Genomic DNA, 17362 nt, shown 5'->3' with positions numbered 1-17362 from the left:
ATAGCGCCGAGAGTAGTTGGGAGATCGCTCCCTGTGAGGGTAGGACGTTGCTGTGCGCAACCAAGGTCGAAGGCAGATGTTTTCGGCTTTTTTATTTCGATATAAAATGGTAGTAGAAAAAGCCTTAAGGAATTAACGTTTTTGAAAATGTAAAAACGTAATTTCTTAAGGCTTTTAATTTTAATTCACAAAGTTTTTTCGCAATATCTTCTTACTACTTACGGCGTTTCCATTTACGCCAACGTCGAATCAGGCTGTCGAGAACTAGAATGCCAATTAAAATAAAGGTGAAGAAGTAACCAAAAACCCCTATTCGATAAATAGTCGGGTGATTAACACTCCCCTCGATTAGAAGAGAGGAACCAATAAAAATGGCAGCTAATACTAAAGCGACAATAATGCGATTAACAATATGATCAAGACGGTCAAAAATTTGATTTTGTCCTTTAAGTTGAATATTGAGTCTTAGTTGGCCTTGATTAATAACATCTAAACTTCTTTGGGCTTTGATACCTAAATAGGGTAGATTTTTTATTAAACGTCCCCATGCTAACCCATTTTCAGCTAAAAAGTCCCGAATTTTAAATTTATCTTGGAAATAACGGGTTGTAAATTCTTGGGCAACATCTAGCATAGAAATAGTTGGGTCCAATTGGGCAACAATCCCTTCTAAAGATCCGAAAGCTTTAACTAACATGGTAATTTCTGATTTCATCTGAAGATTATTTTTTTTGCAGAGATTAATAATGCTGTAAAGCATCGCTGGAAAATCGATTTGTTGTAAACCCATATTCAAAAGAGGAGTCAAGAAGATATTAAGGTCACTATAGAAATCATCGGTATCTAATGGTCCTGTTTGCTTGCAGACAGCAAGAATCGCATTTCCTATTTCATATATATCTTTTGTATTTAGAGCAATGATGATGCGCGCGATTCCTGCGACCATATCTGGGCTAAGTCGCCCCATCATACCAAAATCAAGATAGACTAGACGGTAGTTGGAGAGGAGCTCTTCCTTTTTAAATTCAAACTCATGTTTCCCAACTTGTTTATTTAAAATTGGTCGGGTAAACTTTTTTTGATAATGAGGATTATCAGGTTTAAGTTCGTAAAATAAGATGTTTCCCGGATGGGGATCAGCATGATAGAAATTATCAAAAAAAACCTGTTTGAGATAATTAGTAATTAAGGTGTGGGCCAAATAATGGCGTAATTGCTGTTGCTCTTCCGCAATTTTAGGATTTTTAGATAATGGCTGCTTAATGAGATGACTGATACTTTGTCCAGGCATAGCACTATTAACCAGGATTTTTTGTGTAGAGAGTTTCCGATAAACTTTAGGAACTTCGATAATTCCATCACCATGATTATTATGATAAAATTCTTCCCCATTTTCAATTTCAATCCGAGTATCCATTTCGTTTAAAAGTGAAGTACGGACTTCATTAAAAATTTCTTGTGGGTTAACAGCGCCGATTTCTGGTACAAAACGCAAAATTTTAAGTGCCATCCGAAAAAGTGCAAAATCCGTATGTACGAGCTGATCGACGTCAGGATGTTGTATTTTAACAACTACAGCGGTGCCATCTTGAAGGGTTGCATGGTGAGTTTGACCAATAGAACCGGAAGCAAAAGGTTCTTTTTCAAAATTGGCGAAAACTTGTGAAATACTTTTTCCCGTTTGTTCCTCAAAGGTTTGGGCCACGACGTGATAATCATCAACGGCGACTTGATCTTGGAGTTGAGCAAAAGTGGTGAGGTAAGCGGGAGAAACTAAATCGGGTCGCGTAGAAAGCAACTGCCCGACTTTAATAAAAGTTGGACCGAGTTCTTCAAAGGCTTGTTTAACCTGATTAGGATTTTTTTGATGCATAAAATTGCCTAAGACGTCATAACTTCGCATCACGCGCACAATTTGAAGCAGTCGTGTACGTCGATGAAGTTTTTCTGGTTTAGAAGTCACAGTCAATCCCCCCCGTATGAATTACTTTCTTTTAATTGTATCATTTTTAAGTGGAGAAGAAAGGCTTTGATATAATCAAAATTGAATCAGTAGCAAGTAATAAATTGAGCTGTAACCAACATAATGATAAAATAGGTATTATTAATTAATCTGAATTGTTCACAATATATGTAAATAAGTATTTGAAAAGAGGTGGTAGGTATGGCGCAAAGACAGACTTATCTTGTATGGGTACGTTTAATTAACGGTCGTACCGAGGTTTATCAATTACCTAAAGATGTAGCGACAGCAGTTAATCAATATCGAAAAGAAAATAAAAATCAGCCTTGGGCGTTCTTTTTTAAAGGAGGATTAGTTAACGTACCACTTGGACCATATATTAACTATCGAAATTTTTCTATGCAGCCTCCAATTGTTACGGGAAGAATCGAAAAAATTAAGGCATACCGGTGGTTAAAAAAACATCACCAGATTCCAAGAACTCGGAGTCAATTTATTCAAGCTACAGATTGGTATTATTATAGTCAACGTCAATTATTTTCGTTTTTAAGTCATGATTTTTCACGCATGAGTCAAAAAGAAATTTTACGCGATATTAAATTTTGGCAAGGCCATACCTATCCTAAATCTTTTTTATGGTCAACTCAAAGTCGTATTTGGTGGCAAAAAGGGTTATTTAAAATAATTAAAATTTTTAAAAATATTTTACCGGACTAAGCATGTAAAAATTATTTTAAAACTCGCTTAAAATCATGCTATAATTGGGGGTAGTTGAGGGAGATTAGACCCTTATTATGTATTATTGAACTACCAGTAGAGGTTCGGGCCAGAAAGATAATCCGTCAACTATTAGTCGGAATATGGCCTAAAAGTAGACGTTGTCCTGATTAGAAGCGCTTTAATATTTTTAAACCGTATACTAATCTAAAAATGTTTTTGAAAAATAATTAAAAATTAATGGCCAGTTTTCGTAATCACGATAACTGGCTATTCTTTATCAAAGATGGGAAGTTTAGGTGAAGATAAGTGAATAAATTGTTAAGTAAAAATCCGCTTTTAAGAAAAGGACTCTGGACTTTATTAATTCTATTAGTATTTATGATAGGACGTCAGATTCCTCTTCCTTTTGCGGCAAATGTTATTTCTAAAACCGATAAGCAAAATTTTCTAGCGATTGTGGGTGCTACAACTGGTGGGAACTTCAATCAAAGTACACTATTTTCTCTAGGATTGGGTCCCTGGATGTCTGCAATGATTATTATTAGTTTGCTCGCTATGAATAAACGTTTAGGATTTACAAACTTACCGCAAAATAAACAACAAAATTGGCAAATGGCGTTGACCATGATAATTGGTATTGTCCAAGCTTTGGTAATAGCGTTGGGGGCTAATTTAACGGAGCGTACTCCGCGAGCGTTTATTTTGACGACACTTTTTTTAGTAGCTGGTGGTTTCTTTTTAATTTGGATGGCAAGTATCAACACAGAAAAAGGGATTGGTGGGGCAAGTACCATTATTTTAACTAATATGTTGATTTCTTTTATCAGGAGTTTTAAGCCGATTTATCAAGTTATTAGCAAAAGTTCCAATGCACCATTATGGTTTAGCTTATGTGCAGTTGGTGGAATCTTAATTGTAATGTTAGCAATTATTTTTGAACGTTCAGAGTATCGAATTTCGTTGAACCGAATTATGGTAACTAATAGTTATGGAGATAAAATATATTTACCAATTAAATTAACGCCTTCCGGAGCCATGCCGATTATGTTTGGGATATCTTTAATGGTAATCCCTCAATATATTTTCTTGCTTTTAGCTACTTTATTACCCCAGGTTCCAGGTTTAACGTGGTTGGTAAACAATCTCACAATTACTAAACCTTTAGGGGTCGCAATGTATATAGCTATTTTATTTGGTTTATCACTGGGATTTAGCTATATTAATTTAGACCCTGAAACCACAGCGGAAAATTTGCAAAAGGCAGGAGATTACATTGATAATGTAGCTATTGGTCAGCCAACAGAAGATTACATTCGTTACTATTTGAAACGAATTAGCTTAGTGGGAGCTACCTACATGACAATTTTAGCTGGGTGCCCAATGATTGTAGGTGTCTTTTATCCAGATTATTCCCAGTCAATGATGTTGGTTGGAAATATTATGTTGACGGTCACTTTTGTTTTAACATTGATTGACCAGGTTAGAACGATTAATTTGCGGTCACGTTACCGTGATGTTTTGGGGTGAGAAGAATGTATTATTTTATACCATCTTGGTACAAAGAACAAAAGAGTTTTTCCGATAACGAGAAACCTTGGTATTTTGGTCAGTCTAAAATGGAATTTGATGACACAATTAACCAAGTGCGGATGTTTGCAGAAAGTCAGGAGAAAGTAAAATTAATAATTTTAAATTATTTTCCTAAATTACGACACTTTTTACACCGACAAGATATCTATGAAATTGAATATTTCAATCTTTTTGATTGGTTTCAAGGCTTTGATAGTCGGACCCCTTATCGCTATGTTAGTTTAAGTGATTTAGTTTGGCCGAAGCAAGCAGAGTTAGAATATACGATGTTTGAAGGAAAAGTGTATGTTAATCAGAAACTTTATGCACGGGTGGAATACACCCCAGAAGGAAGTATTTCTTTAGTACGCTATTTTTCTGATGATCAGTTGCAAAAAGAATATATTCTTGATGATCGGGGTTTTTTATCGAGCATTATTTATTATCAAGCAGGTCAAGCACAGGAACGTGTTTATGTTGATATTGCTGGACGATGGCGCCTAAAAGAGAATCTTATTAATCAAACTGTGACGGTTAATCAAAAACTTCTCCCAGATTTAGCGGCAATTTATCCCAACTTAGCTGCGTTAATTGAGGCAGGCTTAGGGCTTTATTTACAACAATTAAGAGCAACTGATATTTTGGTTATAGCAGCAAACCAAATTCACAATAATTTAATTCTAAATAATGCAATCCCAACTAAAAAAGTTCTCTCTTTTTTCAGAGACCGACAGCCCTATGCTGATGAGCAGGGGTTACAAATGCTTTTAGGGCAGGTTGATTTGGCAATTGTGGATACCTACGCTGCGCAAAAACGTCTTGAAGAAATTGAAAAGCCAATGTCTCAAGCTGCTAAAATTTATCAAATGCCACCATTTGATTCGCGTTTGAATTTAGGGGTAAGTCAGCGAAATGTCGAAGAAGTAGTTTACATGACGCTAGATGGTTTACCTGACATCCAACGGAAGAAAATGTTAAAGCAGGCCTTTTTGACTAATGAGGAAATTCCCAATATGAAACTAATTTTAGTTAGTGGTCATAAAGAGTGGTTAGGTGGATATCAAAGTATTATTGATCAAGTTTTAGCAGAAATAAATTTAGCGGAAGTTTATTGTAATCAAGAGCAAGTTGATAAAAGTGACCATGCTTTAATTGAACTAAATGAGGAAGAGGAAACTAGTAAAGAACGCTTTGCTAAACAAAAATTTTATCAGTTAGTAGGGTATGGAAGTGAACAAGAAATTATTACAGCTGTAAGTAAAGCACGCTTGGTCGTTGATTTGCGCCAAATTCCTAACACCTTTTTACAAATTGCGGGTATCAGTGCCGGTATTCCGCAACTTAACTTAGGAGTTAGTGATTATTTGGTAAACGAACAAAATGGTTTGCTGTTAGATTCTTTGGATGACTTAAATCGAGGCTTACACTACTACCTAGATGGTTTACAGAATTGGAATAAGGCGATGGTCTATGCTGTTAACCAGATTTCAGAATATACTAGTGGTAAAATTGTTGAACGATGGCAAAAATTAATTGGAGGAGAACTTAATGGGACAAGTGATTAAGGTTTTACAAATTGGTCAGACTGACTGGTCACAGAGTTATGCTTTACCTGATAATCTCAAATGGTTCTACAGTGACAGCCAAGATTTGACACAAAATTTGGAAACTATTCAAGCCAAAAGTAGTGGCTCACGGTTAGTTAATTTTAATGCGGTTTTACTTTTAGATAGAACAGGTATTGGAAAAGAAGACTTAATGCAATTGAGTCGTCATGTTGATGCACATGCATTCTTTTATCGGCAAGGACTTACTTTTGATACGTTGTGGCAAAATTTTATATTTGAAAAGCAAGCTCGCAGTGTGGATATTAGTCAGCCGGAAAAAATTATTGATGATTTCTCTTGGTACCTTTTCAGTAATCAGTCAGGTATTGGGATGGGAATTGAGAATTTTCAAATTGGTTTGAACTATCACAATCAATATCAGTATTTAAGTTCTAATTGGTTAGAATTGACGGTAGATAGTGCAGAAGAGTTTCAGCCATTAGGCTCTTTTCGTTATAATTTCTATTCTGATCCACAAAGACGTATGGAATTATGGCCGGAATATGAGACGGTGGGGGACTGTGAGTTAGAGTTTACAGTCCGCCTAGGGGGCCAAGTTAGCGATTTATATCGTCCAACTTATATTTTCCGTCAAGAAGCTTTACAAAAGCCTTTTATGATTCCTAAAGAAGTCCTAGAAGAGCGAGAATTTATGTCAGTAACTGTAGCCGCAAGAGGTCAAGGTAAGGTACGATTAGGGCAAGTTTATTACTATTGGTCACGTGCTAATTATGGGCAAATTTTACCTGGAGGCCAATTAATAACAGTTAAAGACAAACATCAGGAATTTTTAGCTCTATTCAATCCTGGTAATCTTAAACCGCCTTTAAATGTTTACTTTTCGGGTTATAAAACGGCTAAACAATTTGAAGGGTATTATATGATGCGTTCCTTCAAACACCCTTTTCTTTTGATTGCTGATGTCCGCGATGAAGGTGGGGCCTTTTATATTGGAAGTGAGGAATTCGAGTCGCAAATAACTAAAACAATTCAAAAGGCCTTAGATCAGCTAGGTTTTAGTGATCAAGACTTAATCTTATCGGGATTATCAATGGGAACGTATGGTGCTTTGTACTATGCAAGTCATTTCCGCCCTCGAGCAGTCGTTGTGGGTAAGCCAATTACAAATCTAGGTACAGTAGCACAAAGGATGGCCCTTCATCGTCCGGAAGAGTTTGGAACTTCATTAGACTTCCTATTAGAATTATTTCGTGATTCATCTGACCCGGTTAAGGACTTGGATAATTATTTTTGGGATAATTTTGCACAAGGCGATTTCAGTCAGACAACGTTTGCGGTCGCATATATGAAAAATGATGATTACGATATTACTGCCTATCATGACCTTTTAAAGCATCTTCACCAACAAAAGAGCAGTGCACGAATAATTGGTAAAGGCTATCTTGGTCGGCATAATGACAATAGTTTAGCAATTATTCAATGGTTTAAAGCACAGTATCGGGCTTTGATGGAAGGGGAACAAAAGCAATGACCAAAAATTTTATTAAATGGGATAATTTTGCCAATAGTTTCTTATACGGTAGTAAAGTTATGGTTAACCAAGAGGGTGAGGTAGATTTTGAAAATCGCTTTTTGCCTGCAGGTACGGTGCTTAATACTTGGCATCAAAGTTCGCCGTATCAGGCAAATCGTCAACTGGTACAATTACCATACCTTAAAAAGGGACATCGTTACCAAATAATTAGTGAGATGGAAGTTCATCCAGCTGCCGGTTTTTGTTTACGATTAAACTTTTATAATCAACAAAATGAACAATTTGATTTTCTGATGGCCGAAAAATCAGAAGCGACTTTCATCTATCCGGAAGAAGCTGCTAGTTATGAAGTTCAGTTGGTGGCAACAGGGGGCGAGAAACTCCATTTTAAACGAATTGAAATTGCTGATTTGGGTTTATCACTCGGAAAAAAGGCTTATTCATTTTCGCCGGTTTTTAATCCAAGTGAGAATCCTCAAGCTGTCAATGTTGTTTTTACAGAACCAGGTCTTAATTATCAAGCAGTTTTACCGTATGAAGGTGTTTTGGAGCATCTGCATGATGGTGTAGTGGTTGATTCGAGTCTGCAAGATGCTGATTTTTATCTTGGACGTACAGTGCGTGATAAACTAACTGAATTGGCTCAAAAGTATTCACAACTAAACTTGATTGGGTATGGACCCATTAGTAATCGTGCAGCGGCTCATTACCAGATTTTATTTGCAAACTCGCAAAAATATTTAGTTGGAACTACCCAGTTAAATAGTCGTCAGGAAGCAAAGTATCAAGAACTTAGCGAAGTTAAGTTAATTTTAGACTATCAAGCCCAAGTTAGTCCAACTAGGTTAGCGACACATGAACTAGCTTTAACAGAAAAACTTCTAGAGTCCTGGCCTTTATTATTGGAATTGCCGATGTTTAAGGAGGCAAAAAATGGCTAAAGAAAGTTTACAATCACGTTTAGTTAACGATATTGAAGTACGTAAAATTCGGCGAATTCTGAAAAAAGTAAATGCTCAAAAGGATAAAATGGCGGCGTTAGATGATCAGCAATTACAGGCCAAAACGGTCGAATTTAGGCAAAGAATTAAACAGGGCGAAAGTCTTAATCGCCTTTTACCAGAAGCTTTTGCAGCTATGCGTGAAGCTGACAAACGTATTTTAGGAATGTTTCCGTTTGATACGCAGGTAATGGGGGGGATTGTCTTACACCAAGGAAATGTTGCTGAATTAAAGACAGGAGAAGGTAAGACCTTAACAGCTACGCTACCACTTTACCTTAATGCTTTAGCAGGTAAGGGAGCCATTTTAGTAACAACTAATGAATACTTGTCACAACGGGATTTTGAAGAATTACGTCCCGTTTATGAATGGATGGGATTAACGGTTGCCTTAGGAGTACATGATAATTCAGAAGAAAAGTTGACTGCAAAAGAAAAGCGTGCAATTTACAGCGCAGACATTGTTTATACGACCAATGCAGTTTTGGGATTTGATTATTTAATTGAAAACCTTGCTTCATCCCAAGAAGAAAAATACCTTCGGCGAGAGTTTAATTACTGTATTGTCGATGAGTGTGACCAAGTTCTTTTAGATGTAGCGCAAATGCCATTAGTAATTGCCGGGGCACCACGGGTACAGTCCAATCTCTATGGAATCTGTGACACATTCGTTACGCTACTAGAAAAAGATAAGCACTATGAGCTTGATGAAGAAGAAAGAAACGTTTGGTTAACACCCGCAGGAATTGAAAAAGCACAAAAGTATTTTAAAGTAGCGAATATTTTTGCCCCAGAAAACGGAGAATTGATACGCCACGTAACTTTAGCTTTACGTGTGCATAATTTATTTGAATTAGGTAAAGATTATGTAGTTCAAGATGATGAGATTGTACTGTTAGATGCGAAAAATGGTCGGCTTATGAAAGGAAATAAATTGCAATCTGGTTTACACCAAGCAATTGAAGCCCGTGAACACATAAAAATCACTCCTGATATGCGTGCGATGGCGTCTATCACTTACCAAAATTTCTTCCGAATGTTCAATAAATTAGCAGGAATGACAGGAACGGCTAAGAGTGCGGAACAAGAATTTATTGATATTTATTATATGAAGGTTGTTCAAGTTCCAACTAATCGGCCAATTCAACGGATTGATCTGCCCGATCAAGTTTATATAACGTTACCCGAAAAATTAGTAGCATCCTTCCAATTAGTAAAGAAACTTCACCAAAAGGGACAGCCGGTTTTGTTAATCACGGCTTCAGTCGAGATTTCTGAAATCTACTCGGAAATGTTGTTGCAAGAGGGAATTGCTCATAGTGTTTTGAATGCGAATAACGCTGCTCGAGAAGCTGAAATTATTAAAGAAGCAGGGCAATTAGGAGCAGTGACCGTAGCGACAACCATGGCTGGACGGGGAACGGATATTAAATTACCTAAAGAAGTTAAAAAATTAGGTGGTCTAGCGGTAATTGGCACAGAAAAACTTCAAAGCCAGCGAGAAGACTTACAATTGCGAGGTCGGGCAGGACGCCAAGGAGATCCGGGTCTGAGTCAGTTCTTTGTTTCCTTAGAGGATGAAGTGGTCATTAAGTATGGCTCAAAATGGATTCATGAATACTATGAGGAGCATCGTGCTTTTGATTGGGATGAACCCCGTCAATTAACGAAACGAAAAATTCTCAAGGCTATTCAAGGTGCCCAAGAAGCTTGCGATAGTGAAGGGGTTAAGTCGCGGAAGAGTTCTCTAGAATTTGATGAGAGTTCTCAAATCCAACGACGTTTAGTTTATCGGCAACGAGATGCTCTAATAGAGCAGGCGGAGAATTTAGATTTCGATATTATGGGCTTAATTCGTCAGGATATTCAAGAGTTTCTAAAAAATAAACCAGATGCTTATGAAATTGAACGGTATATTTTTGATAATCTTAGCTATGATTTCGATATCAATCGTCTAGACAAAATTACTGTAAAGGATCGAGCCCAAGTCGAAGCTTTCTTACTTCAAATTGCCCAAGAGCAACTTGAATTGAAAAGCCAGCAACTTGAAGATGAAGTTGAAGTTAAAAATTTTTATCGACTGGCGATTTTAAAGGCGATTGATACTTGTTGGGTTGAAGAGGTTGATAATCTGCAACAGCTCCGTACGGTTGTTGATAGCCGGCAAATGGCACAAAGAAATCCAATATATGAGTATCACAAGGAAGCTATTATATCATATAATAAAATGAGAATTGATATTCGACATTTAATTGTACAAAATCTTTTGTTAAGTCGAGTAGTATATAATCCTAAAAAGGGAAATTCAATTTATTTTGCGTAGGGTGGTGTTAATAGTGGCGAAAAATGATTTACTACAAAAAAATATCGAAGAACGTCTTGAAAAAAATCGTTACGTTTATAGGAAACCAAAAAAGAAAAAAAACTTCCAATTATGGATGAGTATGCTAGTTGCAATTATTGTAATTATGGGGATGGTTTTTTCTTTAATGCAAGTATTGTAGGGGGAATAAGATGACAGTATACAATTTTAATTTAGGGATTGGTTGGGCATCGAGTGGTGTCGAATACGCTCAAGCTTATCGAGCAGAGGCCTTCAGACAAGAAGGAATTCCTGCACGCTTTATTTACACCGATTTGATTTTATATGAAAATTTAATTCATATGACAGAAAATATTGGTATTAAGGCCGAAGAAGTAATTTGGCTATATACTTGGTTTACAGATTTAAAACCAAGTCCAACGACATTTACATTAGAGGACTTACTTGCGACTTTAGCAGATAAACCAGTCCGACAAACTCGCGATGGTAAAGTAGTCCGCCTTTATTTTGAAGATAGTAAACGTTATGCAACGGTTTATTTAAAAAACGAGACTGAAGATTATGTCGAAAGGGTGGAGTATGTCGATAATAACTTATTGATTCGTAAGGACTACTACACATATACACGAGCTTTTTCTGAATATTATGCACCTAAAGATAATGCTGCTCATGCTTACCAACGCCGGTTTTATAACGAAGATGGCTCAATGGCTTATGAAGAAATTTGCGACGAAAAAGGAGATTCGACTTTTATCTTTAAAGATAAAATAATCTATTCAAAAGAAGAACTCATTACTCTTTTTGTCCAAAGTTTGAATTTAACGGCTGATGATATTGTTATTTTGGACCGCGAAACGGGTCAAGGGCAACAAGTCTTTGAACAACACCGACCTGCAAAATTAGGTGTAGTTATTCATGCTGAACATTATAGCGAAAATCATGTCAGTGATGACTATATTTTGTGGAATAATTACTATGATTATCAATTTACAAATAGCGATGAAGTAGACTTCTTTATTGCAGCAACACCGGTGCAGCAAAAAATTGTGCAAGAGCAATTGAAAAAGTATAATGGTCGAGATGCTAAAATCTACAACATTGCCGTAGGGAATCTAGATCAACTTCGTCGGCCTCAAAAGAAACGTAAGCCATATTCATTAGTGAGTGTTTCTCGGTTAGCTTCAGAAAAGCATCTTAATTGGGTGGTAGAAGCTGTCGTTAAAGCTAAAAAGACTTTACCAGAATTAACCTTAGATATCTATGGTAAAGGTGGTGAAGAAGAGACACTCAAGAAATTGATTACGCAGTTGGGAGCCCAAGATTATATTCACCTTAAAGGTCACCAAGACGTCACCGAAATTTACACTCAATACCAAGCTTACATTTCAGGCTCAACTAGTGAAGGTTTTGGTTTAAGTTTGTTGGAGGCCATTGGTTCGGGATTACCAATCATTGGTTTTGACGTGCCTTATGGGAACCAAACCTTTGTTGATGAAGGGGAAAATGGTTATTTAGTAGAAAGTAATGCTAATACTCAAAGTAAGCAACGCGTACAGGATTTAAGTGAACGGATTGTTACGCTCTTTACTAAAGATGATATAGCAGCCTTTCAGGAGCACTCCTATCAAAAAGCGAGTGAGTATCTAACCGCTAATATTAGTCGTAAATGGAAACAATTGGTAGAAGAGCAGGTGAAATAGAAATGTTAATGTTATTTAATAGTTACGACCAAAAGTCCAAAGATTTATATCAATCTTTTCAATTAGCCCAAATTGACGTACCAGTAGTGGTCTTACATGATAATGGTTTTTTACCTGCTGGGATTACCTCACCAATTAGTTTTTATCGTGCTAAGGCGGGAGTTAAGAATCAAGGTAAGGCACGTTATTTTAACCAGATTGATACCCCACGTTTTTGGGAAATTAGGGGAACGATGCGGTCTGGAGAAGTTTTTAACCATGAACAAAAAGTTGCCCAAATTAATTATGCCACTGTCAAACAAAATCGTTTGGTGGAAAGTGTTGATTGGTATGATAAAAAAGGCACTATCCGTTTGAGCGAGCATTACAATCAATATGGTCAAAAGTGGGCTCGAACGGTCTATGATGCCCAAGGTAAGGCTTTTAGTAAGACTTGGTTTGATGATAACGATAGAGAAATTCTTGTACAAAATTACTTCACTGATGACTTTATTTTAACTTTAGCGGGAAAAAATTATTTCTTTAAATCTGCGCTAGAATTTTACACGTACTTCATCAAGGATGCCGGCTATAATTTGGATCGCTTATTGATTAATTCTTTAGGCGTACCGTTTTTCCTAAGTTCAGCTTTACCAACCGAAGGGCGAGACATCTTATTTTGGCAAGAGGGAGTTCGTCAGGAACTACCAGGTAATATGACGAGTATTTTAAATGACGCGAACTCACGAATTAAACAAATTATCGTTCCGGATCAAGCAAGCTACACTTGGCTTTGTCAAGCACGTCCGGATAAACAAGCAACTTTCAAACAGTTGCCATACCTTTATCCGCAAAATCGTAAGAACCAAGCGCGTAAGACAGCCTTTATTTTAACCAATAGTGACCAAATTGAAAAAATTGAAGCTTTAGTGCAAGCTTTACCGGAAATTGAATTTAATATTGCTGCTCTAACAGAAATGTCACCAAAATTATTAGCGATTAACAAATACGACAATGTAGTTCTTTATCCTAACGCGAACCAAGCTCGTTTGGATAACTTGTGGGGCTATGCTGACATTTATCTTGACATTAATCACCATGATGAGGTTAAACAAGCTGTTAGAAAAGCTTACGAAAATAATATGTTGATTTTTGCTTTTGAAGAAACCGTTCATGATCGGCAATTTATTATGGCTGATAATCTTTATGCGACAAAAGATGCAGTACAACTAGTCTTGAAACTTAAGAAATTAATCGCTAAAAAAGCGACCTTCATCCAAGCTGTTAAAACACAAAACCAAGCTATGGGTCTTGCTACAAAGAAAGATTACCAAGATTTGGTTAACGAAAAGTAAGGTGATTTAATGGACCAAAGTATTTGGTTAGCTCTCTTTGTGAGTGGCTTAATTATTTTAACCTATTTGGTAAGTAATTTTTGGCGACCATTTCGGTGGGTGCTTAAAATTTTAGCAATGTTAACCTACTTAGCTTTCATTGGTTGGTTAGGCTGGGAAGTTTGGCAGGTTTCAGGTGTAGGGGCACGTTTATGTTTACTTGCATTGTTAGCATGTTTATTAGGTAAATTTACGCATATTATTAGTTATCTCGGAATGGTTAGCCAAAGTGAAACAAAAACAGATTATACATTCAGTGATGTAAAGTCTGCTGAGTATCAGTCTCTAAACGTTGTTATTCGGATTAATGATGAAGAGTATGAAGTTCTTCAGCGGACGGTTGTCGCAGCTTTAAATATTTATCACCCCCGACCTGAACAGGTGCAATACTTTATTTTAGATGAAAAAGGACGCCCTGAAATTAAAGATTTAGCTCAAGAATTGAAATTTCACTACTTAGATAATACCCTTAGCGGTCAAGAATTTTTAGCCCAATTACCTGGAAAGTTAACTTTAATGTTAGCTGGTGACTCGGTCAGTCAAAAGACGATACTAAGTGAAGTTTTACCAGAATTAAGGGATAGTCGCGTAGGTTTTGTAGTCTTAAATAAGGATAATTATAATGACTATGTATATAGCTTAACTACTTTGGGTGCTCCTAGTGAGCTTATGCAAATTCAGCGTCAACGGTTTAATGCGGTTTTTAGTGATGGCTATGATGCTTTGTATGTAACGGAAGCGTTACGCCAAAGTGCTTTTGATTGGCATCAACGTGATTTAAGAGTGGGGATTAATTTACAAGCAGCCGGTTACCAAGGTAATTTTTTGGCCAGAAAACTGTTAAATGGCTTAGCAGCCGAATCGCTAGTAACGTTGGCGCAAAGAATACAGTATGAAGCTTTTCGGGATAGTTATGCGCGGAGACATCTTTCTAAAGGAACTTACAGTCAGTTAAATCGTAAACAAAAAAAAGCGTATGGGCAATTGCAGAACTTTTGGAGTTTTGCCTGGCAACGTTTGACTTTCTTACTATTACCAGTAGTGATTACTTTTTTAGGTATTACTATTCCGGTTAATTATAATTGGCTGGTAGCCTTTGGTTTACCTGCGTTGGTAGCCACCGGCTTGGTACTTTTAGCTTATGGCCGGTCGTTTCAAAGTTTTTATAGTGACAGTATTTATGAAACGGCACTTAGTCCTCAAGTTTTTTGGGCAAAAATTAAAGTATATTTAGCGAAAAAAGCGGCATCGTATCAAACTTTGCATAAGGATTTGAACATGAAAAGTCGTCTGCAGTGGCGAAAAGTGTGGTTCCAAATAGTAATGCTAGTCCTTATGATTTTTGCCCTGGTTATACTTAATTTTCATGTAAGTATGCGTTTGTCTTCTGTTCAGTCTTGGTTTTTATTAGTTTGGTTGCTCTATAACCTAATTTTGTTAGGCTTAACCCTCTTTTTATTCATTGAACAACCGCGTTATCGGCGAGCAGAACGATTTAAGAGTGATAAAAAGTGTCAAGTTCGTTTTTTTGATGGGACAGTTGCTGGTCGGATTTTAAATTGGAATGAAACGGGAGCCCGCATTCGTTTTGAAGATAGTCGCCAAAAACAAGAAACGCGTAGTCGTTATTCTCATGGGAATGGTTGGCTAATGGTAGATGGATTAAATTTAGCTTTTGAAACGATGTGGTTAGATAACCGGACTTTAGGGTTGCGTTTTAGTGATATTGACTTAAACCAATACCGTTATTTAGTTGAAATGACGTATGCTCAACCGATGACAATGGTTAAGGAGACACAACAGCAAGAACCTAACCGTAAGGATTTGCGGATTGCGCAATATCAAGAAGTTTCCTACCGCATAAGTCAAATTCCATTCACAGCGGTGATGCTTGATATATCTAATCATGGCTGTCGCTTACGTCTAGAAAAAAGACAGATGCTACAAGCTAAGAGTTTGATTGAAGTCAAGGTAGATAAGACCTGGCGTTTAGGTGAAATTCGTTGGCTTCAAAGTGATGATAACTATCAGTTTGTTGGTATCAAATTTGTTGACTAAGAACATCTCTCCATTTTGGAGAGGTGTTTTTGGCATGTTATAATAAAGTTAAATTTGAAGGGTGGGGTTAGATGATTAAAGATGCAAGTTATTACGCAGATTTATTACGAAGTCAAGAACTATCGTTTGAAGAATTACTACAAGAATTTCAAATGAGAGTAGCTAATCTAAATCCGCATTTAAATGCTGTGGTAGACTGGAGTAGTCAAATTGGCCGGGAAAATTACGCACAGTTAAATGATCGTTTCGAGCGTCCTTTTTACGGATTGCCGGTTTTAGTTAAAGCTTTGGGTCAAGATAGTCGCGGCTTAGATAATGCTAACGGATCACGATTACTTAAAGGCAGTCGCGCTCAAAATGATAACAATTTTATTCGGATGGTTAAAGAGGCGGGGCTTGTTCCCGTTGGTGTTAGTAATGCTCCCGAGTTCGGTTTTAAAAATATTACCGATTCTGTCCTTTATGGTCATGCTAAAAATCCTTGGAATCAAGCCTATAGTCCGGGAGGTTCTAGTGGTGGAGCAGCCGCTAGTGTCGCTTCGGGGATGTTCCCTTTGGCTTTAGCGAGTGATGGTGGTGGTTCAATTCGGATTCCTGCTTCCTTTTGCGGATTAATTGGTCTCAAACCAACTCGTGGTACAATGCCAGTGGGGCCTGGAAGTTGGCGTTCTTGGCAGGGAGCGTCGATTAATTTTGCGTTAACAGTTTCCATGCGGGATACACGTCAACTTTTTTATGCCCTGCGTCGCCCGGAAAATATCGCCCCCTATCAAGCTCCGCAAACGGAATGGATACATGTATTAGAAGATAGTTATGAAAAACGCCCACTTAAGGTAGCTTTTTCAACACAGTCACCAGTGGGAAGCCAAGTATCAAGCACGGCTGTACAAGCGGTTAAAGAGGCAGTAGATTTTTTGGAAGCGCAAGGATTTTTAGTAGAAGAAAAGACACCTAAACTTGATGGGCGCCAATTAATTCGCGGATATTATGCGATGAATGGGGCTGAAACAGCTGCTATGTTTGCCGACCTCGAGGAACGAGGTTCTAAAATTCAACCTTCTCAAGTTGAAGCTTTGACCTGGGGGTTAGCTAGGTATGGTGACCAAATTTTAGCTAGAGAATATACTCAAATTCTTAACTCGTGGGATATTGCAACGGCGACAATGGAGGATTTCTTAACGGAATATGACTTGTATTTGACACCCACAACAGCCAAAACGGCTCCTAGGTTAGAGGAGTTGTCGATGGAGACCGATGCTGCGCTCCTTTATGCGATTCAGGATTTGGATGTCAAGGAAAGAGGACGCCTAATTGAGAACGTTTTTGAGAAGTCTTTGTCATTTAGTCCGTTCACCCAGTTAGCAAATTTAACTGGCCAACCAGCCCTTTCATTGCCCACACATCTAAGTCAAGCGCAATTACCTCTTGGAGTTCAGTTTATGGCAGCTAAGGGCCGAGAAGACTTATTATTTGAGGTAGGGCATCTTTTTGAAAGTGCAGGACAGTTTGAATTACCACCAGTTTATCAAAATAACAAATTTTAGGAAAAGTAG

12 protein-coding genes are annotated in these 17362 nt (G+C 37.3%); 11 read left to right on the top strand and 1 reads right to left on the bottom strand.

Going from position 1 to position 17362, the window contains the following annotated elements:
* Positions 1-214: 214 nt before the first annotated feature.
* Positions 215-1963 (bottom strand): ABC1 kinase family protein, encoded by a 1749-nt coding sequence (locus FC36_RS05980; protein WP_235805807.1) that lies wholly within the window; start codon positions 1961-1963, stop codon positions 215-217.
* Between the two features lie 201 nt (positions 1964-2164).
* Between FC36_RS05980 and FC36_RS05975 the strand changes: the two genes are divergently transcribed.
* From FC36_RS05975 to FC36_RS05930, 11 genes are all read left to right on the top strand, one after another.
* Complete coding sequence (locus FC36_RS05975; protein WP_025020386.1) at positions 2165-2680, top strand: DUF7679 family protein; 516 nt, start codon at positions 2165-2167, stop codon at positions 2678-2680.
* Positions 2681-2989: 309 nt separating this feature from the next.
* Positions 2990-4210 carry an accessory Sec system protein translocase subunit SecY2 gene (secY2, locus tag FC36_RS05970; protein WP_155889550.1) on the top strand — a complete coding sequence of 407 codons (1221 nt, stop codon included), beginning with the start codon at positions 2990-2992 and terminating at the stop codon, positions 4208-4210.
* A 5-nt stretch (positions 4211-4215) separates the two neighbouring features.
* A complete protein-coding gene (gene asp1, locus FC36_RS05965; RefSeq protein ID WP_023860336.1) occupies positions 4216-5817 on the top strand; it encodes an accessory Sec system protein Asp1 in 1602 nt (533 codons plus the stop codon).
* Positions 5801-7351 (top strand): accessory Sec system protein Asp2, encoded by a 1551-nt coding sequence (gene asp2 / locus FC36_RS05960; protein WP_025020388.1) that lies wholly within the window; start codon positions 5801-5803, stop codon positions 7349-7351. The genes asp1 and asp2 overlap by 17 nt, the downstream gene beginning before the upstream one ends.
* Entirely contained in the window at positions 7348-8295 is a 948-nt protein-coding gene (gene asp3 / locus FC36_RS05955) for an accessory Sec system protein Asp3 (RefSeq protein WP_025020389.1), read from the top strand. The genes asp2 and asp3 overlap by 4 nt, the downstream gene beginning before the upstream one ends.
* Positions 8288-10678 carry an accessory Sec system translocase SecA2 gene (secA2, locus tag FC36_RS05950; protein ID WP_035187800.1) on the top strand — a complete coding sequence of 797 codons (2391 nt, stop codon included), beginning with the start codon at positions 8288-8290 and terminating at the stop codon, positions 10676-10678. Before asp3 ends, secA2 begins: the two co-directional genes overlap by 8 nt.
* 13 nt (positions 10679-10691) lie before the next feature.
* On the top strand, positions 10692-10859 hold the full coding sequence (locus tag FC36_RS11880; protein ID WP_155889551.1) for a hypothetical protein: 168 nt from the start codon (positions 10692-10694) through the stop codon (positions 10857-10859).
* 10 nt (positions 10860-10869) lie between these two features.
* Positions 10870-12378, top strand: coding sequence for an accessory Sec system glycosyltransferase GtfA (gene gtfA, locus FC36_RS05945; protein WP_025020391.1), 1509 nt, complete (start codon positions 10870-10872; stop codon positions 12376-12378).
* 2 nt (positions 12379-12380) lie between these two features.
* Positions 12381-13712, top strand: a complete 1332-nt coding sequence (gtfB, locus tag FC36_RS05940) for an accessory Sec system glycosylation chaperone GtfB (RefSeq protein WP_025020392.1) — start codon at positions 12381-12383, stop codon at positions 13710-13712.
* 9 nt (positions 13713-13721) lie between these two features.
* A complete protein-coding gene (locus tag FC36_RS05935; protein WP_023860342.1) occupies positions 13722-15809 on the top strand; it encodes a PilZ domain-containing protein in 2088 nt (695 codons plus the stop codon).
* 74 nt (positions 15810-15883) lie between these two features.
* Positions 15884-17353: an amidase family protein gene (locus tag FC36_RS05930; protein ID WP_025020393.1), complete on the top strand. Its 1470-nt coding sequence runs from the start codon at positions 15884-15886 to the stop codon at positions 17351-17353.
* Positions 17354-17362 lie beyond the last annotated feature (9 nt).

The sequence above is a fragment of the Ligilactobacillus equi DSM 15833 = JCM 10991 genome (assembly GCF_001435735.1).
GTDB lineage: Bacteria > Bacillota > Bacilli > Lactobacillales > Lactobacillaceae > Ligilactobacillus > Ligilactobacillus equi.
The sequence above is the reverse complement of the archived record's forward strand: the minus strand, read 5'-3'. Positions and strand labels throughout refer to the sequence as shown.

Coding starts and splice junctions, on each gene's coding strand:
- asp2 (WP_025020388.1), top strand. CDS start 5,801: ATGGGACAAGTGATTAAGGTTTTACAAATTGGTCAGACTGACTGGTCA.
- asp1 (WP_023860336.1), top strand. CDS start 4,216: ATGTATTATTTTATACCATCTTGGTACAAAGAACAAAAGAGTTTTTCC.
- secA2 (WP_035187800.1), top strand. CDS start 8,288: ATGGCTAAAGAAAGTTTACAATCACGTTTAGTTAACGATATTGAAGTA.
- gtfB (WP_025020392.1), top strand. CDS start 12,381: ATGTTAATGTTATTTAATAGTTACGACCAAAAGTCCAAAGATTTATAT.
- gtfA (WP_025020391.1), top strand. CDS start 10,870: ATGACAGTATACAATTTTAATTTAGGGATTGGTTGGGCATCGAGTGGT.
- FC36_RS05975 (WP_025020386.1), top strand. CDS start 2,165: ATGGCGCAAAGACAGACTTATCTTGTATGGGTACGTTTAATTAACGGT.
- FC36_RS05935 (WP_023860342.1), top strand. CDS start 13,722: ATGGACCAAAGTATTTGGTTAGCTCTCTTTGTGAGTGGCTTAATTATT.
- asp3 (WP_025020389.1), top strand. CDS start 7,348: ATGACCAAAAATTTTATTAAATGGGATAATTTTGCCAATAGTTTCTTA.